We start from the raw sequence: 22,264 nt of genomic DNA on the forward strand, positions 1-22,264 counted from the left end.
CTCGACGCCGACGGCCTGCCGCCGACGCCGGGACAGACGATGGATAAAGCGCCCGTAGCTCAGCTGGATAGAGCATCAGACTACGAATCTGAGGGTCAGGAGTTCGAATCTCTTCGGGCGCGCCATCCTTCCCGTTCGACACAAGGGGCCACCTCCTGGGTGGCCTTTGTCGTCTGGGACATCGTCGAAATCCGCCGCTCGGCGCCGGTGTTTTTCTTCGCGAAAATCGCTTGCCTTCGATGACGGATTTGAGTAGGTTGCGCGCCTCGACGCCGGGGGATACTTCGACGGCGAGATGCTTGGCAGATAAGTTCTGTGGATAAGGCGCCCGTAGCTCAGCTGGATAGAGCATCAGACTACGAATCTGAGGGTCAGGAGTTCGAATCTCTTCGGGCGCGCCATTCTTCAAAAGCACAGTGTTCGACATGCAAGGCCGCCTCCGGGCGGCCTTTGTCGTTTGGGGTTCCGCTGATGAGCCTCGTCGCGCTGGCGCAAGCCCCGGTGGCTCCTCTACACTCGGGGCCCGCACCACTGGATGCATGGCCATGCCCCGCAGCGACTTCTATCCGCCCATCGACCCGTTCCAGACCGGCACGATTGCCGTCGACGGGATCCACACGGTCTATTGGGAGCAGGCGGGCAACCCGCGCGGCGTGCCGGTGATGTTCCTGCATGGCGGTCCGGGGGCCGGCGCCTCGCCCACCCACCGCCGCTTCTTCGATCCCGCCCATTACCGCATCGTCGTGATGGACCAGCGCGGTGCCGGCCGCTCCACGCCGCTGGGCGAAACGCGCGAGAACACCACCGAACGGCTGGTCGAGGACATCGAGACCCTGCGCCGCCATCTCGGCATCGAGCGCTGGCACCTGTTCGGCGGCTCCTGGGGCTCGACGCTGGCGCTTTCCTATGCCCAGACCCATCCGGACCGCTGCCTGGGCCTGATCCTGCGCGGCATCTTCCTGATGCGGAAGAGCGAGATCGACTGGTTCCTCTATTCCATGCGCATCCTCTTCCCCGAGGCCTGGGCCGCCTTCGCCGGCCATATCCCGGAGGACGAGCGCGGCGACCTGCTGGAGGCCTTCTGGAAGCGGCTCGATTCGTCCGACCCGACGGTGCGCATGGCCGCGGCACGGGTGTGGAGCATCTATGAGGGAAGCTGTTCCTCGCTGCTGCCGTCGCCCGACCTGATCGCGGCGAGCGGCGAGGACCGCCACGCCCTGGGGCTGGCGCGGATCGAGGCGCATTACTTCCGCTCCAACCGCTTCACGCCGGAGGACAAGCTCCTGCGCGACGTCGACCGCATCCGCCATCTGCCGGCGGTGATCGTGCAGGGCCGCTACGACATCGTCTGCCCGGTGATCTCCGCCGACGCGCTGCACCGCGCCTGGCCGGAAGCCGACTACCGCATCGTCCCCGACGCCGGCCATTCCGCCATGGAGCCCGGCATCCGCGCCGCGCTGATCCAGGCGACGGAGCGCTTCAAGGAATATCGGTGACGGGAGCTTCGGGGAGTCGCTGAGGCGGGAGCAAGATGAACACGGATGTCACGGATTTAGACACGGATTACACGGATTTTTCTTGAGCTTGGCGGCGCCCGCAAATTTCCCGGAGCAGCGGCTTCGGGACGCCACATCCGTGAAATCCGTGGAGATCTTGCCCGCCGCTCCCGCACTCTCCAAGCAACCGCCCTTGCGCCGATCCCCCTCCCACCCCACACTCTGCCGATGCCTGAACTTCCCGAAGTCGAGACGGTGTGCCGGGGTCTCGCCCCGCATCTCGAAGGCCGGCGGCTGGTCCGTGTGGAGCAGCGGCGGCCGAACCTGCGCACCCCCTTTCCGCCGCGCTTCTGCGAAAGGCTGACCGGGCGCGTGGTCACGTCGGTGCGGCGGCGCGCCAAATACATCCTGATGCATCTGGATGACGGCGGCGTGCTGATCGCCCATCTCGGCATGTCCGGCCGCATGATCATCGCGCCGGAACGGCCCGACGTCTTCGACAAGCACGATCATGTGGTGTTCGAGACCGATGCCGGCACCATCGTCACCTTCAACGACGCCCGCCGTTTCGGGCTGATGGACCTGACGCTGGCCGACGCGCTGGGCGACCACCCGTTGCTGCGCAACCTGGGGCCGGAGCCGCTCGGCAACGAATTCTCCGGCCCTGACCTCGCCCGCCGTCTGGCCGGCAAGATCACGCCGATCAAGGCCGCCCTGCTCGACCAGAGCATCGTCGCCGGCTTGGGCAACATCTATGTGTCGGAGGCGCTCTACCGATCCGGCATCCTGCCGACCCGGACCGCCGCCAGCCTGACCGCCGGGGAGGTCGACCGCCTCGCCGTCGCGGTGCGCGAGGTGCTGGAGCGCGCCATCGCCGCCGGCGGCTCCTCGCTGCGCGATTACCGGCAGGCATCGGGGGAGCTGGGCTATTTCCAGCACCAGTTCGCCGTCTACGACCGGGAGGGGGAGGGCTGCCCCGAGTGCGACTGCGACCGGGCACGGACGGGGGGCGTTCAGCGGATTGTACAGTCGGGCCGCTCGACTTTCTTTTGTGCGGCGCGCCAACGGTGATATAGCTGGGGCATGACGGCTCTACCGGCCATGCTCCGGGCGGCGTCCGCCGCTTTCCTCCTTGCCGGCCCCGCAGTTGCGGGCCTGGGGAGCTTCCTCATTCCCATTCCTTCGGCACTGGCAGCCCAGCTTGCCGCAGCCGAGTCCGGGCCTTTCGTCCCCGGCACCACCGATGTGCCGGTGATGCCGGGGCTGGCGTCCGCCGAATCGGAACCGCTGGTCTTCGACAAGCCGGGCGGACGGATCGTCCAGGCCGTGCTGTCGGGCGACGTGCCGCGACAGGCGGTGCTGGCCTTCTACGACCAGACCCTGCCGCAGCTGGGCTGGCGCCGGACCGCCGACCGCGTCTTCGTCCGCGAGGGCGAGGAACTGCGGCTGGAGTTCCCGCAGGCCGCCCAAAAGGCGAAAGCCGCCGCCGGGACCGCCGCCGGCACCGCCGTCCGCTTCACTTTGACGCCGCGCTGATCGCGGGAACACCCGCCATACTCGCGGCAACCTAGCCATCGAACGACCCTCAACAACCACGAGTCCCGGAAGCAACCGGGCTCGCCCCATCGGGAGAGTGCTGCAGCCATGTCTTATGAAACCATCCTCGTCGAGACGCGCGGCCCGGTCGGCCTGATCACGCTGAACCGTCCGAAGGCGCTGAACGCACTCTGCGACCAGCTGGTGACCGAGCTGGGCCAGGCGCTGGACGCCTTCGAGGCCGACAGCGCCATCGGCGCCATCGTCGTCACCGGGTCGGAGCGGGCGTTCGCCGCCGGCGCCGACATCAAGGAGATGGCCGGCTTCTCCTATATGGATGTCTACAACTCCAACTTCATCACGGCGAAGTGGGAGCGGCTGGCCAAGTGCCGCAAGCCGACCATTGCCGCGGTCGCCGGCTTCGCGCTCGGCGGCGGCTGCGAGCTGGCGATGATGGCCGACTTCATCCTGGCTGCCGACACCGCCAAGTTCGGCCAGCCCGAGGTCACCATCGGCACCATTCCCGGTGCCGGCGGCACCCAGCGCCTGACCCGCTTCGTCGGCAAGTCCAAGGCGATGGAGATGGTCCTGACCGGCCGCATGATCGATGCCGCCGAGGCCGAGCGCTGCGGCCTCGTCTCCCGCATCGTCCCGGCCGCCGAGCTGGTCGAGGAGGCGGTGAAGGTCGCCACCAAGATCGCCTCGCTGTCGCAGCCGGTCATCGCCATGGCGAAGGAGGCGGTCAACGTCGCCTATGAGTCGACGCTCGCCGAGGGCATCCGCTTCGAACGCCGCCTGTTCCACTCGACCTTCGCCACCGAAGACCAGAAGGAAGGCATGGCCGCATTCGCCGAGAAGCGCCAGGCCGGCTGGAAGCATCGCTGAGTCGTCGCGCCAGCTTCGACTCTGCCGCTGGAGCCGTCCCCTGCATCTTGCGGGGGACGGTCCAGATCCCATCAAGATGTCGTTCAAGTACGATTAGTCAAAATCATCGGGCGTCCACGCCTTGACTCGCGGTGCGCTGCCGCGTATAAGGCGCGCTCGCATCACGACAGCCGTGTCGTTCGGAGTAGGGTTTCCATGGCCAATCATAAGTCCGCTGAAAAGCGCATTCGTCAGACCGAGCGTCGCACGGAAGTCAACCGTGCCCGCATCAGCCGCATCCGTTCCTTCGTGAAGAAGGTCGAGGGCGCGATCCAGAGCGGCGACAAGTCCGCCGCCGCCGAGGCGTTCAAGTCCGCTCAGCCGGAGCTGATGCGCGGCGTGTCGAAGGGCGTGCTGCACAAGAACACCGTGTCGCGCAAGCTGTCGCGTCTGTCGGCTGCTATCAAGTCTCTCTGATAGAGCCAGCATCCGCTGCTTTCAAAAAGCCGCGCCCGTGACTCGGGGCGCGGCTTTTTGCGTTTAAAGTAAATATGCGGATGCTCGACAATTGTCTTAGATTGTTCTGAGAGTCGTGTATGAGATTCGGGATCGGTCATGCGGGCAATGCGAACGTTTTTATCTTTTTGGCCCGTTCGCCATCTGTCCCATTGCCAGATTTCCGCAGCATGGTTAGACTTTTGGTCCATTCGGTCGGGCGAAATAGGGTGATGCAACACTCTGTGTCCGTCTGAACACAGCAGAGAAATACTGAAGGTCTTACGCCGGATCAGGGCTTGTTGAGTCCCGGTCGTTCGCACGATCTTCTTTTACTTACAAGCTGTCGCGCCTGGGGCGGGATTTTCAATCCCGTCGACTCTTGCGTGTGCCTTTTGGATATAGTGTTCCGTTCGGTTTTTCCTTGCCCGGAGTCATTCGGGCTGGACCAGACGGCGGCCATCCGGTTTTGGCCGGCCGGCGGAAGGAGCGGGGGTAAGGGAGCATGTCGGTCGGCGTGTCGTTGGATCAGCAGTGGGCGCGCATTCGCGGACGCCTGAAGGAAGAGGTGGGCGAGATCGCCTATCGGAGCTGGCTTCAGCCGCTGTCCGTCGCCAGCCTGATCGGCGGCGAGGTGTGCATCGTCGTGCCCACGCGATTCATGCGCGACTGGGTGCTGACCCACTATGCCGACCGCATCCGCGCCCTCTGGTCCGGCGAGAATCCGGAGGTGCAGTCGATCGACGTCATCGTCGCCTCCACGAATCCGCCGGCGGCGCTCGTCGCCGACAATGACGACATCGACGACCGTCCCGCCCCGTCCCGCGGTTTCGATTCGCGTGGATTCGAGGCGCGAGGCTTCGATTCTCGCGCTGCCGACTCCCGCCCGGCGCCGCGCCCCGCCCCTCCGCAGGGGGCGCAGCAGGGGGCGCCGTCCGGATTCTCAGGCGAGCAGGCCCCGTCCACCGTCTACACCTCGGCCTCCTATGGCGGGGCGTCCGACGAATCGCCGACCGCGGTGCCTGCGATTCTGGAGGACCGGTCCGACCTGTCCGCCGCGCTCGACCCGCGATTCACCTTCGAGAATTTCGTCGTCGGCAAGCCGAACGAGTTGGCCCATGCCGCCGCAAGGCGCGTCGCCGACGCCACCACCGTGACCTTCAACCCGCTGTTCCTCTATGGCGGGGTCGGGCTGGGCAAGACCCACCTGATGCACGCGCTGGCCTGGCAGATTCGCAAGAACGACCCGAACCGCAAGGTGCTGTACCTGTCGGCCGAGAAGTTCATGTACCAGTTCATCCGGGCGCTGCGCTTCAAGGACACGATGGCCTTCAAGCAGCAGTTCCGCTCGGTCGACGTGCTGATGATCGACGACGTGCAGTTCATCAGCGGCAAGGACTCAACCCAGGAGGAGTTCTTCCACACCTTTAACGCGCTGGTCGACCAGAACCGGCAGGTCATCATCTCGGCCGACAAGAGCCCGTCCGACCTGGAAGGCATGGAGGAGCGGCTGCGCTCCCGCCTCGGCTGGGGACTGGTCGCCGACATCCACCCGACCACCTACGAGCTGCGGCTGGGCATCCTCCAGGCCAAGGCCGACGCGCTCCAGGCCAGCATCCCGATGAAGGTGCTGGAATTCCTCGCCCACAAGATCACGTCCAACGTGCGCGAGCTGGAAGGGGCGCTGAACCGCATCGTCGCCCATGCCGAGCTGGTCGGCCGCTCCATCTCGCTGGAGACGACGCAGGAGGTGCTGCACGATCTGCTGCGCGCCAACGACCGCCGCGTCACCATCGACGAGATCCAGAAGCGGGTGGCGGAGCATTACAACATCCGCGTCGCCGACATGCATTCCGCCCGCCGCGCCCGTGCGGTGGCCCGTCCGCGCCAGATCGCCATGTATCTGGCCAAGCAGCTGACCGCCCGCTCCCTGCCGGAGATCGGCCGCAAGTTCGGCGGCCGTGACCACACCACGGTCATGCATGCGGTCAAGAAGGTGGACGAGCTGCGCGCCACCGATCCGTCCTTCGCCGAAGACGTCGAGCTGCTGCGCCGCATGCTGGAAAGCTGAAAAACATCCCATTCACCGGTCCCGGTGTGTTGCCACGCCGCTATGCCATCGTGTTGTGAAGTCTGCTAGGGTCCGCGCGCACGGACTCTTCGCCGACGACATGGGTGTGCTGGTGGAAACGACTATTCTTGTCGCCGACGATTCCAATTTCTTTCGCGAACTGATCCGGGAAGAGCTGGAAAGCAGCGGGTACCGCGTTCTGCTTGCCAAGGATGGCGGGCAGGCGCTCGCCCTCTACCGCAGCCACGACATCCACATCGTCGTCACCGACCTGGAAATGCCGGTGATGACGGGGATGGAACTGTGCTGGCACATCCGGGCGGCGGACGACCAGCACCGCACCTTCACCATCCTGATGACCGGCGACAGCGAGACCGCCCGGCGGGTCGAGGCCTTCGAGGCCGGTGCCGACGAGTTCCTGGCCAAGCCCATCGACCTGCCGATGCTGCGCGCCCGTGTGCGGGCCGGCGAGCGCATCACCCGCATGCACCGGGTGATGGTGGAGATGCTGAACACCGATTACCTGACCGGGGTGCTGAACCGCCGCCATTTCATGGAAAAGCTGGAGCAGGCCTACCGCGTGGCGAAGGAGACCGGCTCGCCCATGGCGGTCGCCATGTTCGACATCGACCATTTCAAGGCGATCAACGACACCCATGGCCACAGCAACGGCGATTTCGCGCTGAAGCGCTTCGCCGACCACTGCGCCGCCCATGTGCCCGACGGCGGCTTCCTCGGCCGGCTGGGCGGGGAGGAGTTCTGCCTGTGCCTGCCGTCGGGCGACCTGGAGGGGGCGCTGGCGCGGGTGGAGGCGATCCGCCGCTCCACCGCCGAGCTGACGGTGGAGACCGGCAGCGGCGCCAGCTTCGGCTTCACCGTCAGCATCGGCATGTGTCTGGACCAGGACACCGTCTCGGTCAACGACCTGATGACCCAGGCCGACGAGGCGCTCTATTTCGCCAAGCGCAGCGGCCGCAACCGCACCGTCCTGCGCGGCGCCGAGGGCGTGACGGTGAAGGCGCGCTTCTATGTGATGTGACGATCCTCCTCCCAGGATCTCCTTTTTTCCATGTGACGGCTCTATGAAGTTTGGCGGAGCTTCATCTTCCCCCATGGACGGGCGGCTTTTATCTCAGGCACACTTTGCGTCTTGAGCGGGGCTGCGCCAACGCGCCGAAACGCCGCCCGTCCAAACGCCATCCAAGAGCCAGGGAGACCGGACGTCATGTCCAAGATCGTTCACACCACGCTCGATCACGCCCAGACCGAATCCCAGCGGTCCAGCGCCGAGACCCAGCGCGCCGCCAAGAGCTTCACCCGCCGCCTGCTGCTGCAAAGCGCTGCCGCCGCCGCCGGTGTCGCCTCGGTCGGTCCCTTCGTCCTGCGCGAGGGCCACGCGGCGTCGGGTTCTGTGAAGATCTTCTCCTGGGCCGGCTACATCAGCCCGGACATGCTGGCCGACTTCGAGAAGAAGACCGGCGTGAAGGCGACCCTGACCGAGTACGGCACCAACGACGAGCTGCTGAACCAGCTGAAGGCGACCGGCGGCGCCGGCTTCGACATCATCCACCCCACCGTCGACCGCGTGCCGAACTATGTCGAGTTCGAGCTGGTGCAGCCGATCGACGAGGCCAAGGTGAAGTGGGACGGCTGCCTGAAGTCGTCGGTCGAGGGCTCCGCCGGCATGGGCGGCGTCGTCGGTGGCAAGCGCTATTTCGCCCCGGCCGACTGGGGCACGGAAGCGCTGGCCTACGACATGAAGAAGGCGCCGCTCGCCTACGGCACCGCCAGCTACGGCGACCTCTGGGCGCCGGCCAACGCTGGCAAGGTGACGGTGCGCGGCCACTCCTCGCTGATCGGCATCGCGCTGTGGCTGGAAAGCCAGGGCAAGCTGCCGCACCCGGTCCGCGACCAGTTCAAGGACGAGGCGAAGGCGCGCGCCAACTTCGACGCCATCCTGAAGGTGGCCGCCGCCAACAAGAAGTCGGTCGCCCAGTTCTGGACCAACGAGAACGAGGCCCAGGGCGCCTTCCGCACCAACGGCTGCGTCATCGGCCAGACCTGGGACAGCAGCGCCGTGACGCTGCGCAAGGAAGGGCTGCCGGTCCGCTTCGTCGCGCCGAAGGAGGGTGCGCTGGCCTGGATGGAAGGCTTCGCTATTCCGAAGAAGGCGGAGAACCTGGAGAACGCCTATGCCTGGATCAACTGGTTCTACACGCCCGAGGCCGGCGCGCTCTACACCAACCATTCCGGCATCTCCAGCACTGCGGTCGGCGCCGAGGCCCACCTGACCGACCTGAACAAGCAGTTCTTCGCCGACGCCTATCCTGGCGACGCCCTGCAGAAGCTGTGGTGGTGGCCGATCCAGGAGGCGTGGTACGTCTCCATCCGCAACGAGTACCAGGATCGTTTCCTGGCGGCGTGATCCGCACACAGCAGGGGCCATGAGCCAAGACGTCCAACTCGACCACGTCACCATGCGGTTCGGCGACACCGTCGCCGTCCGCGACGTATCGCTGACCATCGCGGCCGGGGAGTTCTTCAGCTTCCTAGGGCCCTCGGGCTGCGGCAAGACCACCATCCTGCGCATGATCTCCGGCTTCATGGAGCCGACCGACGGCGCTGTCCGCATCGGCGGCCGCGACATGAAGGGGATCGGGCCGAACAAGCGGCCGACCGCGCTGATCTTCCAGAACCTGGCCCTGTTCCCGCTGATGACGGTGGCGGACAACATCGGCTTCGGGCTGGAGGTGCGCGGCGTGCCGTCGGCCGACCGCAAGCGCCGCGTGCGCGAGTTGCTGGAGCTGGTGGCGCTGCCCGACACGGCGGACAAGCGGGTGACCGACCTGTCCGGCGGCCAGCGCCAGCGCATCGCCATTGCCCGCGCGCTGGCGGTGGAGCCGGCGGTGCTGCTGCTGGACGAGCCCTTGTCGGCGCTCGACCTCAAGCTGCGCCAGCACATGCGCGCCGAGCTGCGCGAGTTGCAGAAGCGCACCGGCGTCACCTTCATCTACATCACCCACGACCAGGGCGAAGCGCTCACCATGTCCGACCGCATCGGCGTGATGTCGCGCGGCGTGCTGGAGCAGGTGGGCGACGGCAAGACCATCTACGACCATCCGGAGACCGCCTTCGTCGCCTCCTTCGTCGGCGAGGCGAACCGCTTCGCCGGGCGGGTGACGCAAACGGCCGACGGCTGGGCGGTGCTCGACAGCGCCTTCGGGCCGTTGCGCGGGCGCAACCCGCGCGGACTGGCGGTCGGCGACCGCGCCACCCTGTTCGTCCGGCCGGAGCGTCTGGCCCCGGAACGTCTGGGGGCGGGCGAGAGCGACAACAGCCTGACCGCCCGCGTCAGCCACAGCGACTTCGAAGGCGCTTTCGTCAACGCCTTCCTCGACGGCGGCCTGACCGTGCAGATGCCGCATCTGGGCCAGGAGCCTGCCTTCGTCCCCGGCGAGACCGCCCGGCTGGGTTTCCGCGCCGCTGACGCGGTGGTGCTGCCGACGGCTTGAGACTCCCTCCAATATCCCCCTCTCCCCCCCGGGGAGAGGGTCGGGGTGAGGGGGATGCACAGCGTGGCTTCGATAAGAGAGCGGGAGCTGGGCGATTCTCGAAGATCCTCGCCACGCGCCCTCCTCACCCTAACCCTCTCCCCGGGGGGGAGAGGGGATCCCGGGGCGAAAAACAACACACTCCGCACAAACGAAAACGCCCCGGCCGATTGGCCGGGGCGTTTCGCATTCCTTCACCCGCAGGCGTCAGCTGGCCTGCTGGATCGCCGACAGCTGCCACTGGCCGCCGCGCGGGCGGACGAAGGTCCACAGCTCGGTCGCTTCGGTCGGCTGCGAGGCGTTGCCCTCGATCACCCGGCCGCTGGCGCGGTCCACCGTAACGTCGACCAGCGCGAAGCGCATGGCGACGGTGGCGTACTCCTGCGCCCCTTCGCGCCAGCCCTCGGCCAGATCGCCTTGCAGCAGGCGGACGTCGCTGACCTTGTTGACCACGCCGCGGCTGCGGTTCTCGGCCAGATCGTCGCTGAAGTAGGAGAACATCTCCGGCGTCGTCGCGGCGCGCAGCGCGTCGGCATCCTCACGCCCGTAGGCGGTCTGGACGGTGACGAGCAGCCGCTCGAACGACTCGAAGTCGGCCGGCTGGATGCCGATCTCGTCGGCGGCCTGACGGCGCTGGGCCGGGCCGGCATTGCCGCCGCCCATCCCGCCGCCCAGGCCGCGGTTGCCCATCGGGTTGTAGCCGGCGTCGGCCGCGTCGCGGTTCATCTGGTCAGCCTGCGGGCCGCCGGCATAGGCCGGCCGGTTCCCACCCAGCGGACCGCCGGACGCCGCGGTGTTCGCGGTCTGCGAGCGGTTGCGGAAGAAGCGCATGGCCAGCCGGACCAGGAAGACGACCAGCAGGATTTGCAGCAGGAAGCCCAGGATGCCGGCGAAGCTGCCCAGCCCCTCGAAGAAGCCGCCGCCGAACAGCATCGCGCCGATGCCGGCGCCGATCAGGCCGCCCATCAGGCCCGACATGAAGCCGCCGCCGAAGAAGCCGCGCGAGGGCGCAGCCGCCGGGGCGGTGGCCGCGGCGCCGGGGCGCTGCATGCCGGGCGACGCCGCCGGGGCGGTCGAACGCTCCATCGGCGACACGGAGTTGGGGGCGGTGCTGGTGGCGGCCGGCGCCTCGGTCGTGCGGCTGCCTCGGCTGCCCGAGGAGCTGCTCTTGCCGGCGCGGGCGTCGGCGGTTCCGGCGGCCAGCGCCATCACCAGCGCAACCGCCACGGCGGTCGCAGCGCGGGCGCCGCGCTTCGCTGAAGAGGGGGCGGAAAGGCTCGAAGGTCGGGTCTTCTCGCTCATGATCGTGCTCGCTTGTCGCATCTGGTCGGTTATCCAGCCTTCCCAGATGGGGGTGGTCCCGCCTCCGTTTAAGAGGCGGTCTCACTTTTTTCGAGCAACAATCAGCAGAGCCGCCTAATCGGTCTCATTTTGCCAAACATCGCCCATCGGGCCGTCGCCGTGCAGGGCGTCGATCGCCCGGCGGTCGCGCTTGGTCGGCCGCCCGGCGCCCGGCGGCTGGAACGGCGCGCGATAGGGATCCTGCAAGCGCTCCTCCGGCACCGGCGGGGCGAGATCCTCGTACAGCGCCTGGGCCTCCGGCGCCGGGCCGCGGCGGCTGCCCAGCGCCACCACTTTGATGACGCGGATGTGCCGCCCCTGGGCGAAGGTCAGCACGTCGCCCGGCTTGACCGCCGCATGCGCCTTGGACACCACCGCCCCCGACAGCCGCACGCCCCCGTCGTTGCACAGCTTGGCGGCGAGGCTGCGCGTCTTGAAGAAGCGCGCATACCAAAGCCACTTGTCGATCCGCAGCCGGCCGGGGGTGGAGTCTTCGCTGTCGGTCATTGAATGACCTCCGAAGATCCCCTCTCCCCCCCGGGGAGAGGGTTAGGGTGAGGGGGACGCGCGGCGGGATTTTTGCGGGAGGCACGCAATGCATCCCCCTCACCCCGACCCTCTCCCCGGGGGGGAGAGGGACAATAGGCGCTGATCGGCTGTGCGTTCATTCCACTCCCCACACTTATTCACATCCCCGAAAGCTGCCGCAGCTTGGCGAACGGGTGGTCCTCGTTGGTCGGCTTCTCGCGCCGCTGCCGGTTCCCCTGCGGGCGCCTGCGCTTCCAGGTCACCGCCCCATCCTCGGCCACCATCCGCACATAGCCGAGCCCGGTCAGCAGCGCCCCCAACTCCTCCGCCGACAGGCCGACGCGCTGGCCGAGCGCCACCTCGCGGATCGGCGCATTGGCCTTGGACGCGGTCAGCAGTTCGGTCTCCAACCGGTCGAGCATGTCGACGCGCAGCGCCCGCCCGCCGGCCAGCGGATAGCCGATGGCTTCCCAGAAGGCCGGCGGCGCGCCGCCTTCCTTCCCCAAGGGCGCCTCGACCGACACCCGGCCGGGCGGCGGGATCGGGACGGGCAGCGGATGGCCCTTCGACACCGCCCACAGCAGCCCGCGCAACGTCACCGCCGCCGGCTTGGCCAGTGCGGTGAGATAGAGGTGAGACACCCCCAGCCGGACGCCCAGCCCGGTCAGCGCCTTGCGATCCTCGCGCTCCAGCCGTTCGACCATGTCGGCGACGGGCTGCCGTGGCAGCACCCCCAGCCCCTCCACCAGCTGGAAGGCCAGACCGCGGCCGGCGCCGGACAGGGCTTGCGCGGCGGACAGCGCGAACAGCGGCTTCAGCCGGGCGGCGATGTGGTCCTTCAGCCAGCGCTCCAGCCGCGCCCGCACCCGCTCGCGCTGGGCCTGGTCCAGCATGCCGTCGTCGAACGGCACCACCAGCGGCGCCAGCACCGACTGGCCGGCGGCCAGCCGCGCCACCGGCAACCCGTCCGCACTCAGCACCCCGTCGGCCCCCAGCGCGAAGGCGTCGTCCGGCTCCGCCTCGAAGGCGCGCAGCCGCTTGGCCAGTTCGTCGCGCAGCGCGCGGCGGGCGGCGGTCAGCAGCGACTTCGCCTCGTCGGAGCGGTCGGGCGCGTCGGGCACGAAGCGGAAGCCCTCCAGCTTGCCGACGACATGCCCCTCCACCACCACCTCGCCGTCGGCGCGCACGCCGCCCAGCAGCGAGCGCCCGTCCTTCAGCGTGCGGGCCAGCGTGGCGGAGCGGCGGTCGATGAAGCGCTGGGTCAGCCGCTCGTGAAGGGCGTCGGACAGCCGGTCCTCGATGGCGCGGGTGCGTTCCTGCCAGTGCAGCGGGTCCTTCAGCCAGGTCGGCCGGTTGGAGATGTAGGTCCAGGTGCGGATATGGGCGATGCGGGCGACCAGCGCGTCGATGTCGCCCTCGGTGCGGTCGAGCCGGGCGATCTGCTTCGCCACCCAATCGTCGTCCAGCCGGCGCAGCGGCGTGCGCAGGCTGCGGAAGATCTGGCCGAGCAGCTTGGTGTGGGCATCCGACAGCACCTTGCGGAAGTCGGGGACCTGACAGACCTCCCACAGCAGCTTCACGGCGTCGCGGCCGCGCGCCAGATCCATGATCTCCGGATCGCGCACCAGCGCCTGGAGCGCCAGATGGTCGTCGGCCTCGCGCACGCGCGACAGCTCCTGGAGCGGCGCCCGTTCCTCCAGCGATTTCAACAGGAAGCCCGGCGTGTCGAAGCGCAGCTCGCTGTTGCGCCAGGACAGCGTCTTGACCGTCTCGAACTCGTGGTTCTCGACGCGGGTGACGAGGTCGGCGTCCAGCTCCCCCACCTCGTCGGTGGTGCCGAAGGTGCCGTCGCGCATGTGGCGGCCGGCGCGGCCGGCGATCTGCGCCACCTCGGCGGGGCGCAGGCGGCGCGGGGCGAAGCCGTCGAACTTGACGATGCGGGCGAAGGCGACATGGTCGACATCCATGTTCAGCCCCATGCCGATGGCGTCGGTCGCCACCAGATAATCGACCTCGCCCGCCTGATAGAGCCCGACCTGCGCGTTGCGGGTGCGCGGGCTGAGCGCGCCCAGCACCACGGCGGTGCCGCCGCGCTGGCGCCGGATCATCTCGGCGATGGCATAGACGTCGGTGGCGGAAAAGGCGACGACGGCCGAGCGCGGCGGCAGGCGCGTCAGCTTCTTGTGGCCGGCATAGGTCAGCTGCGAGAAGCGCGGCCGGCTGATGAACTCCGCCTTCGGCACCAGCCGGCGGATCATCGGCTGCATCGAATCGGAGCCCAGCACCATCGTCTCGACCATACCGCGGGCGTTCAGCAGCCTGTCGGTGAAGATGTGGCCGCGCTCGGGATCGGCGCAGAGCTGGATCTCGTCCACCGCCAGGAAATCGACGGCGCGGTCCAGCGGCATCGATTCGACGGTGCAGACCCAGTAGGACGGGTTGGGGGGCAGGATCTTCTCCTCCCCCGTGACCAGTGCTACCGCGTTCTTCCCCTTGATCCCGACGATGCGGTCATAATTCTCCCGCGCCAACAGGCGCAGGGGAAAGCCGATCATTCCGGACCGGTGACCGAGCATGCGCTCGATCGCCAGATAGGTCTTGCCGGTGTTGGTCGGCCCCAGCACGGCGACCACACGGCCCCCCCGCCCGAGACCGCCGCCCGCCGAAGCGTGAGAGGACGTCATGGGGTTAAGCTTTGGGGTGCGGAAGGCCGCAATGCAAGCGGCGGCTTGTCTTTATCGCTCCCCCCTAAGCTCAAGAGATCCCCCTCTCCCCAGAGGGAGAGGGAATTTTTTCCAAAGACGACAAGGGCCGCCGACTGGGGGGTCGGCGGCCCTCGGGCTCACGGCGGCTGCGTTGGGGGGCTTGGGGTCGCCGCCGGGAACCTGTCTGTTACGTCAGCCCTTGGGCGGCTCCTGCGGTGCCGGCGCCGGGCCCGGGCCGGGGCCCTTGCCCGGACCCATGCCGTGATGGCGCGGGCCGTCATGGTCGCCCATCGGGCCGCCATGATGCGGACCCATCCGGCCGCCCATGCCGCCCGGTCCCGGGTTCAGCATGCGGTCGGCCTGCTTCTGCTGGTCGGGCGTCAGCTGGGCGTAGAGGTCGGTCAGGGCCGGGCGGACGGTCTGGACCTGCTGGAGGTGGGCCTGCATCATCTGCTCGGCGCGTTCAAGGCGCTGCGGCAGGGCTGCCGGCGGCGGGGTGTCCTTGAACTTGACGCACAGATCCTGCGTCGGCTTTAGGCTGGAGCGGGCGGCGTCGGCGAACTTGGTCCAGGCGGCGCGCTGCTGCTCGGTGATGTTCAGCTTCTTCTCCGCATAGGCCAGCTTGCCGGCCAGACGGGCCTCCTGGTCCTCGCACATGCGGGCGAAGTGGCGGTCGGGACCGCCGGCCGGGCCGGGGCCGCCGGGCTGCGGACCACCCTGGGCGAAGACCGGAACGGCCACGCCGAGACCGGCGACCAGCAGGGCGGACGTCAGAAGGGCGCGTTTCATGGTGACGACTCCTCAGTGTTTGGACCGTGGATCACGGTTGGGGATCACGGTGCTGTCTAAACCCCGGATGGAGGGGGCTTATTCCGCTGGGACGGTGCCGGCCTCATCGCCGCCGCTGTCCCGATGACCAGACAATGGGCGCCGAACGTTGCGGTCGAATGTCCGCAAACCGGTCATTTGGTAACAGAGTGTAACCGCGGGCGCCCCCGTAACCGGGCGTTACACATTTCCCCTTCACGCCCGCGGCGCCTCGCCCGATCATGGGACCATGGACCGCACGCCCCACCTCCTCGTCGTCGACGACGACCGCGAAATCCGATCCCTCGTCGCCCAGTTCCTGACCAAGCATGGCTTCCGGGTCACCGGGGTCCGGGACGGGGCGGAGATGATGCGCACGCTCGACGGCGCCCGCGTCGACCTGATCGTTCTCGACCTGATGCTGCCGGGGGAGGACGGGCTGTCGCTCTGCCGCCGCCTGCGCGCCGCGCCGCAGACGGCGCAGACCCCCGTCATCATGCTGACCGCCATGGGCGAGGAGACCGACCGCATCGTCGGGCTGGAGATGGGCGCCGACGATTACCTGGCGAAACCCTTCAGCCCGCGCGAGCTGCTGGCCCGCATCAAGGCGGTGCTGCGCCGCGTCTCCGCCCCGCCGGTGGCGGGTGCGCCGGCGGCGGCCGGCACGGTGCTGCGCTTCGAAGGCTGGTCGCTCGACCTCACCAAGCGCGAACTGCGCTCGCCCGACGGCGTGCTGGTCCAGCTGTCGGCCGGCGAATACGACCTGCTGGTCGCCTTCGTCGAGCATCCGCAGCGCGTGCTGACCCGCGACCAGCTGCTCGATCTGGCGCGCGGCCGTTCGGCGGTGCCGTTCGACCGCTCCATCGACGTTCAGGTCAGCCGGCTGCGCCGCAAGATCGAACCCGATCCGGCCGAGCCGACGCTGATCAAGACGGTGCGCGGCGGCGGCTATCTCTTCACCCCCACCGTCTCCAATGGTGGGCTGGCGCCATGACCGCCCAGCCGGAAACGGCCAAGTCCCAGCCGGAAACGGCCAAGGCCAGACTCGCCCGCCGCCGCGGCGCCTTCCGCCGGCTTCCCTTCCGCTTCCCCGACAGCCTCGCCGCGCGCATCGCGCTGACGGTGGTGCTGGCCCTGCTGCTGACCCAGGCGATCAGCGCGCTGGTCTATCTGACCGACCGCAGCGAGGGGCCGCCGATCCACGGTCCCAACGTGCTGATCCAGCGCATCACCGCCATCGTCCAGCTGGTGGAGAGCACGCCGCCGCAGGGGCGCGAGCGGGTGGTGCGCGCCATCGACGACCCGGTCCTGCGGGTGGAGCTGCGCCCCGACCGGCCGCCGCCGCTGTCGCCCAACGCCTATTCCGGCGGCCGGTTCGAAGGGCTGAAGCGCCGGCTGGGCGAGCAGCTCGACACCTCCGACCGCAACATCCTGATCGAGGTCGAGCGCCCGCCCCGTAAGGACGCCCCACCGCCGCCGCCCTTCATGGCGGGCGACGAGCCCCGGCACTGGGGGCCGCATGTCCGGCTGTCGGTGCGGCTCGGCGACGGCTCCTGGCTCAGCTTCACCGGCGGCGAACCGCTGCCCGGCCCCTTCGGCATCGTCCGCTTCGTGCTGTGGATGGGCGCCATCGTCGCGGTGATCCTGCTGGTGTCGCTGCTCGCCGCCCGCCGGGTGACGGCGCCGCTGGCCGGCTTCGCCGCCGCCGCCGAACGGCTCAGCGTCGACGGGCAGGCCGAGCCCCTGCCCGAGGAAGGCCCGCGCGAGCTGCGCGCCGCCACCCGCGCCTTCAACCGGATGCAGGCGCGCCTCGCCCGTTTCGTCGCCGACCGCACCCAGATGCTGGCGGCGATCGGCCACGATCTGCGCACGCCGATCACCCGCCTGCGCCTGCGCGCCGAGCTGGTCGACGATCCGGAGATGCAGCGGCGGATGCTGGCCGACCTCGACGAGATGGAGGCGATGATCTCCGCCACGCTGGCCTTCGCCCGCGACGACGCCCAGCGCGAGCCGCGCGGCCGCTTCGACCTTGCCGACCTGCTGCAGAGCCTGTGCGATGACCGCGTCGATGCCGGCCACCGCGCGCTCTACGACGGTCCCGCCCACGCGGTGGCGGAGGGCCGCACCGTGGCGCTACGCCGGGCGCTGGCCAACCTGATGGACAACGCCATCAAATATGGCGGCGGCTTCACCGTCCGGCTGGAGACCGGCCCGGACGGCGGCCTGCATGGCACCGGACAGCATGCCCAAGCCCTGATCCACATCGACGACGACGGCCCCGGCATCCCGGAGGCGGAGTTCGAGAAGGTCTTCGCCCCCTTCTACCGGCTGGAGCGCTCCCGTTCCCGCGACACCGGCGGCGTCGGGTTGGGCCTGTCCACCGCCCGCAGCATCATCCGCGGCCATGGTGGCGACGTGACGCTGGCGAACCGCGCGGAAGGAGGTTTGCGTGCGACGGTGACGCTGCCGCTGTAGACTCCCTCTCCCGCCTCGGATCCCCTCTCCCCCCGGGGAGAGGGTTAGGGTGAGGGGGTCGCACGGCGTGGCTTTCCAAGCATCGCGCACTTCCCGCTCCTCATCGGATCCCCGCTGTGCATCCCCCTCACCCCGACCCTCTCCCCGGGGGGAGAGGGGGGAAGAAGGGGTGGGAGAGCGGAGCTGAAATTTCGGATAGAGTCATCCTTTCGCCACGGTCGGGAGACAAATAATCGCCGGCCCGCGACCGGCCTTCCGGCCGGGCGGCAGTGAGCGTATGAGGTGAGCGTATGAGGATCGAAGCGGGAACGTTTCCCGCACTCCCCACATAGACCTGACAGGGCCAGCGAGCGCGCCGTGACCGCCGACCGACCGGACCACCACACGGACCATGGGACGGACCAGCGCCGGGGCAGCCAGCTCTACGCCGGTCCCCGCCCGGTCCGCACCCGCGAAGACCCGTCGCCGCTCGACCGGCTGACGGCCGGAGAGTTCGCGCGCCTGTTCGCCGCCAAGGCGGTCGAGCTTGTCCGCGACCGGCTGGCGACCGCCGGCAAAGGCAAGCCGCGCCGCAAGTCCCCGCCGCCGTCGGCGGCGCCGCCGGCCACGCCCTACAAGCAGCCCCGCCGCCGGTCCCGCGGCCTGCCCATCTTCAAGTTGCCCAGCTTCACCCTGCCGCCCATCTCCCTTCCAAGGATCTCCTTGCCGAAACCGAAGCAGCCCGCCCGTCGGTCCGGCGGCAGCCAGCCCCCGTCCCCGCAGCTTTCGGCCCAGCCCGCCGGCCGCCCCGGCCGGGCGCCGCAGCCGGCCCGGAAAAACGGCGGCAACGGCGGCGGCTGGATGAGGCGTCTGGTCCAGTGGGGCCTCGTCGCCGCCATCTGGTGCGGCATCGGGCTGGGTGCGGTGCTGGCGTGGTTCGCGCTCGACCTGCCGGACATCTCCAAGGTGGCGCAGTTCGAACGCCGCGCCTCGATCACCGTGCTGGCCGCCGACGGCAGCGAGTTCGCCCGCTTCGGCGACCTGCACGGCACGACGCTCAGCGTGCGCGACCTGCCGCCGCATCTGGTCGGCGCCGTGCTGGCCATCGAGGACCGCCGTTTCTACAGCCATTTCGGCATCGACCCGCTGGGGCTGGCCCGCGCCGTCTATGTCAACTGGCGCTCCGGCCGGGCGGTGCAGGGCGGCTCCACCATCACCCAGCAGCTCGCCAAGAACCTGTTCCTGACGCCCGAGAAATCGCTGAAGCGCAAGATCCAGGAGGCGATGCTGGCGCTGTGGCTGGAGAGCCGCTTCACCAAGGACCAGATCCTCACCGCCTACCTGAACCGCGTCTATCTCGGCGCCGGCACCTTCGGAGTGGACGCCGCCGCCCGCACCTATTTCGGCAAGCCGGCGACCGAGGTCGACGTGCGCGAATCGGCGGTGCTGGCCGGCCTGTTGAAGGCGCCGTCGCGCTACGCCCCCAGCTCCAACCCCGACGAGTCGGCGGAGCGGGCGCGGGTGGTGATGGCGGCGATGCTGGACGCCGGTTACCTGACCCAGCCGCAGTACGAGGCCGCCCGCACCGCCAAGCCGTCGCCCAAGCGCAAGCCCGGCGGCGACGGCCGCTATTTCGCCGATTGGGTGACCGATCTGGTGCCGGGCTTCGCCGGCCCCGACCATGGCGACGTGATCGTCCGCACCACGCTGGACCTGCGGATGCAGCGCGCCGCCGAACAGCGGCTGGAGGCCCTGCTGGCCGGTCCCGGCGCAGCCGCCAACGTCCGCCAGGGGGCGCTGGTCGCCATGAGCCCCGACGGCGCGGTGCGGGCGCTGGTCGGCGGCCGCGATTACGACGGCAGCGAGTTCAACCGCGCCACCCAGGCGCTGCGCCAGCCGGGATCGGCCTTCAAGCCCTTCGTCTATCTGGCCGCGCTGGAGTCGGGCTGGACCCCCGACAGCATGATCGACGACGCTCCCGTGCAGCTCGCCAACTGGAGCCCCGGCAATTACGACGGCAAGTACCGCGGCAGCATCACGCTGGCCTCGGCGCTGGCCCATTCCTCCAACACCGCGACGGCGCGGCTGATCGACCGGGTCGGCACCGACCGGGTGCGGCGCATCGCGTCGAACCTCGGCATCTCCTCGCCGCTCACCCGCGACCTGTCGCTGGGGCTCGGCACCAGCGAGGTGACGCCGCTGGAGCTGGTGCGCGCCTATGCCGGCATCGCCAACCGCGGCGTCCCCGTCTGGGCCTATGCCATCACCGAGATCAGGAGCCGCGACGGCGTCGTCCTCTACCGGCGCCAGGGCGGCGGCGGCGGCCCGGTGGTCGATCCCGCCCATGCGGTGCAGCTGTCCCGCATGATGACCGGCGTGCTCGATTACGGCACCGGCCGCAGCGCGAAGCTGAACCGCCCGGCGGCGGCCAAGTCCGGCACCACCCAGGACTATCACGACGCCTGGTTCGTCGGCTTCACCGCCGATCTGGTCGCCGGCGTCTGGCTGGGCAACGACAACAACGAGGCGATGAAGAAGGTCACCGGCGGCACCCTGCCGGCCAAGCTGTGGCGCGAGTTCATGCTGGACGCCCACGCCGGCAAGCCCGCCCGCCCGCTCCCCGGCCTGGACGGTGCCCCGGCCTGGACCCCGCCGCCTGGAAGCGTGGTGCCGGCAATCCTGCCGCCGGGCGCCGGGCCGCAGGGAGGGGTGCCGGTGGCGTCCGCCGACGCGCGGCCCGGCGGCATCGGCTCGCTGATCGAGAAGATCGCCGGCGGGTCCGGCACCGCCCCCAGGGTGCAGTACGACTACAGCAACAGCGGGGTGCGGTAGGCTCCCTCTCCCGTCCCGGGAGAGGGAAGGGGCCCATGCGGAGCATGGGAAGGGTGAGGGGTGAGCCAAGGATCGGGATCCATGTTCGAATAGCCCCTCACCCTCCCCACCGCTTCGCGGCGGGTCCCCTCCCTCTCCCGGGGCGGGAGAGGGCTTCAAGTTCCCCCCGGCACCCCGACCCTGCTATACCTCCCCCCGGATTTCTCCAGAGCGGACGACAGATGCAGGCGGACGAGCGATTGGACGGACCGGAGGTGGCTGAGGCGGACAGGGCGAAGGCGGAGGAGGACGAGCGTCCGCTCGCCGCGGTTCTTGCCGCGCTGGCGTCCGAAGGCCCCGCACCCGCCGCTCCCTCCTCCGCTTCGCCGCCGTCCTCCCGCCGGCACGACGGCCCGGGTCCACGGCCGCCCGCCTCCTCCCTCAACCCGCTGCTCAGCGCCGCCGCTCCGGCGCTGGCGCTTGTCGGCGCGCTCCGCGACCGCAGTCTGGGCGACCCGCCCCGCGCCGCCGCCGCCGCGGCGCTGGAGCGGTTCGACCGCGCCGCTGCTGCGGCCAGCCTCGACGCCGCCGCCATCCGCGCCGCCCGCATCGCGCTCTCGGTGACGCTGGACGATGTCGCCCGTGCCGCCGGGCATGGCGGGGTCGCGGTCGCCGAACCCGATGCCGGCGTGCGCTTCCTCGAACTGCTCGACGGCATGCTGGTCGATCCGCGCCGCCACCGCCACACGCTGGAGCTGTTCTACGCCTGCGTGTCGCTGGGCTTCGAGGGCCGCTTCCGCGACAGGCCCGGCGGCGCCCACGACCTCGCCCGCCTGCGCGACGAGCTGTACCGCATCCTGCGCCGCGCCCGCGGCGACATGGCGGCGGAGCTGTCGCCGGCCTGGACCGGGGTGGCGGAGCCGTTCCGGCCGCTCGGCAATCCGTTGAGCGCCGTGCCGGGCTGGATCGTCTGGGCGGTGGTGGTGCTCGGCCTGTCCGGCCTCTACGTCCATCTCGCCGGCAGCCTCGACCGGCAGGCGGAGCCGGTGGTCGCCCGCATCGCCGCCTTGCTGCCCGACCGCACGATCGAGATCGCCCGGCTGGTCCCGCCGCCGCCGCCCACCGCCGGCCCTGCGCTGATCGCCCGCATCACCGGCCAGCTCGCCCCGGAAATCCGCACCGGCGCCGTCGAGGTGCTGGCGGGGGAGGATGGCGCCCTGGTCATCCGCATTCCGGCGGCGGCGATGTTCGCCACCGGCGGCGACGCCGTGAAGGCGCGCCACCGTGCCATCGTCGAGCGGGTCGGCCAGACCCTTGCGGCGGAACCCGGCAGCGTGCTGGTGGTCGCCCACACCGACGACCAGACCCCGCCGGGCGGCCGCCTTCCCGCCGCGCAATCCCCGACGGCCCAATCCCTGACGGCCCAATCCCTGACGAATGCCCGCGCCGAGGCGGTGCGCAAACTGCTGGAGCGCTCGCTGCCGCCCGCCCGCCTGTCGGCCGAGGGCCATAGCGACCAGGAGCCGGTCGCGCTGAACGACACGCAGGCCGGTCGCGACGCCAACCGGCGGATCGACATCCGCCTCTACCCGCATTAGGGCGCCC

17 protein-coding genes and 2 tRNA genes are annotated in these 22,264 nt (G+C 69.5%); 15 read left to right on the forward strand and 4 right to left on the reverse strand.

All coding sequences use genetic code 11. From position 1 onward, the window contains the following. The first annotated feature begins 48 nt into the window (after positions 1 to 48). From ABNQ39_RS13480 to ABNQ39_RS13530, 11 genes are all read left to right on the forward strand, one after another. Positions 49 to 125: transfer RNA gene (locus tag ABNQ39_RS13480), tRNA-Arg, on the forward strand. 199 nt (positions 126 to 324) lie between these two features. Next, positions 325 to 401, forward strand: a tRNA-Arg gene (locus tag ABNQ39_RS13485). Positions 402 to 545: 144 nt separating this feature from the next. Continuing rightward, entirely contained in the window at positions 546 to 1,496 is a 951-nt protein-coding gene (pip, locus tag ABNQ39_RS13490) for a prolyl aminopeptidase (protein ID WP_376958052.1), read from the forward strand. 228 nt (positions 1,497 to 1,724) lie between these two features. Next, on the forward strand, positions 1,725 to 2,567 hold the full coding sequence (mutM, locus tag ABNQ39_RS13495) for a bifunctional DNA-formamidopyrimidine glycosylase/DNA-(apurinic or apyrimidinic site) lyase (RefSeq protein ID WP_376958053.1): 843 nt from the start codon (positions 1,725 to 1,727) through the stop codon (positions 2,565 to 2,567). 12 nt (positions 2,568 to 2,579) lie between these two features. Then, complete coding sequence (locus tag ABNQ39_RS13500; RefSeq protein WP_376958054.1) at positions 2,580 to 3,032, forward strand: hypothetical protein; 453 nt, start codon at positions 2,580 to 2,582, stop codon at positions 3,030 to 3,032. Positions 3,033 to 3,140: 108 nt separating this feature from the next. Beyond that, positions 3,141 to 3,917 (forward strand): enoyl-CoA hydratase, encoded by a 777-nt coding sequence (locus tag ABNQ39_RS13505; RefSeq protein WP_376958055.1) that lies wholly within the window; start codon positions 3,141 to 3,143, stop codon positions 3,915 to 3,917. A 195-nt stretch (positions 3,918 to 4,112) separates the two neighbouring features. Then, positions 4,113 to 4,373, forward strand: a complete 261-nt coding sequence (gene rpsT, locus ABNQ39_RS13510) for a 30S ribosomal protein S20 (RefSeq protein WP_149201672.1) — start codon at positions 4,113 to 4,115, stop codon at positions 4,371 to 4,373. 523 nt (positions 4,374 to 4,896) lie between these two features. After that, complete coding sequence (gene dnaA, locus ABNQ39_RS13515) at positions 4,897 to 6,462, forward strand: chromosomal replication initiator protein DnaA (protein ID WP_376958056.1); 1,566 nt, start codon at positions 4,897 to 4,899, stop codon at positions 6,460 to 6,462. Between the two features lie 112 nt (positions 6,463 to 6,574). Next, positions 6,575 to 7,501: a GGDEF domain-containing protein gene (locus tag ABNQ39_RS13520; RefSeq protein WP_376958057.1), complete on the forward strand. Its 927-nt coding sequence runs from the start codon at positions 6,575 to 6,577 to the stop codon at positions 7,499 to 7,501. A 186-nt stretch (positions 7,502 to 7,687) separates the two neighbouring features. Continuing rightward, entirely contained in the window at positions 7,688 to 8,887 is a 1,200-nt protein-coding gene (locus ABNQ39_RS13525; RefSeq protein WP_376958058.1) for an extracellular solute-binding protein, read from the forward strand. Between the two features lie 19 nt (positions 8,888 to 8,906). Further along, positions 8,907 to 9,974, forward strand: a complete 1,068-nt coding sequence (locus tag ABNQ39_RS13530; RefSeq protein WP_376958059.1) for an ABC transporter ATP-binding protein — start codon at positions 8,907 to 8,909, stop codon at positions 9,972 to 9,974. Between the two features lie 246 nt (positions 9,975 to 10,220). Here ABNQ39_RS13530 and ABNQ39_RS13535 read toward each other — a convergent pair whose 3' ends face one another. The 4 genes from ABNQ39_RS13535 to ABNQ39_RS13550 form a co-directional block, all read right to left on the reverse strand. After that, positions 10,221 to 11,315, reverse strand: a complete 1,095-nt coding sequence (locus ABNQ39_RS13535) for a Tim44 domain-containing protein (protein ID WP_376958060.1) — start codon at positions 11,313 to 11,315, stop codon at positions 10,221 to 10,223. Positions 11,316 to 11,429: 114 nt separating this feature from the next. After that, a complete protein-coding gene (locus tag ABNQ39_RS13540) occupies positions 11,430 to 11,861 on the reverse strand; it encodes an RNA-binding S4 domain-containing protein (protein ID WP_376958061.1) in 432 nt (143 codons plus the stop codon). Between the two features lie 179 nt (positions 11,862 to 12,040). Further along, complete coding sequence (locus ABNQ39_RS13545) at positions 12,041 to 14,566, reverse strand: helicase-related protein (protein WP_376958062.1); 2,526 nt, start codon at positions 14,564 to 14,566, stop codon at positions 12,041 to 12,043. 213 nt (positions 14,567 to 14,779) lie between these two features. Next, positions 14,780 to 15,376, reverse strand: a complete 597-nt coding sequence (locus ABNQ39_RS13550) for a Spy/CpxP family protein refolding chaperone (RefSeq protein ID WP_376958063.1) — start codon at positions 15,374 to 15,376, stop codon at positions 14,780 to 14,782. A 268-nt stretch (positions 15,377 to 15,644) separates the two neighbouring features. On the opposite strand from ABNQ39_RS13550, the gene ABNQ39_RS13555 reads away from it, so the two are divergent. The 4 genes from ABNQ39_RS13555 to icmH all read left to right on the forward strand — a co-directional run bounded on the left by ABNQ39_RS13555 (position 15,645) and on the right by icmH (position 22,257). Next, positions 15,645 to 16,388: a response regulator gene (locus ABNQ39_RS13555; RefSeq protein ID WP_376958064.1), complete on the forward strand. Its 744-nt coding sequence runs from the start codon at positions 15,645 to 15,647 to the stop codon at positions 16,386 to 16,388. Then, complete coding sequence (locus ABNQ39_RS13560; RefSeq protein ID WP_376958065.1) at positions 16,385 to 17,869, forward strand: ATP-binding protein; 1,485 nt, start codon at positions 16,385 to 16,387, stop codon at positions 17,867 to 17,869. The genes ABNQ39_RS13555 and ABNQ39_RS13560 overlap by 4 nt, the downstream gene beginning before the upstream one ends. Before the next feature lie 357 nt (positions 17,870 to 18,226). After that, positions 18,227 to 20,680 (forward strand): transglycosylase domain-containing protein, encoded by a 2,454-nt coding sequence (locus ABNQ39_RS13565; RefSeq protein ID WP_376958066.1) that lies wholly within the window; start codon positions 18,227 to 18,229, stop codon positions 20,678 to 20,680. 221 nt (positions 20,681 to 20,901) lie between these two features. Next, complete coding sequence (icmH, locus tag ABNQ39_RS13570; protein ID WP_376958067.1) at positions 20,902 to 22,257, forward strand: type IVB secretion system protein IcmH/DotU; 1,356 nt, start codon at positions 20,902 to 20,904, stop codon at positions 22,255 to 22,257. Positions 22,258 to 22,264 lie beyond the last annotated feature (7 nt).

The organism is Azospirillum sp. A26, assembly GCF_042604635.1.
Lineage (GTDB): Bacteria > Pseudomonadota > Alphaproteobacteria > Azospirillales > Azospirillaceae > Azospirillum > Azospirillum palustre.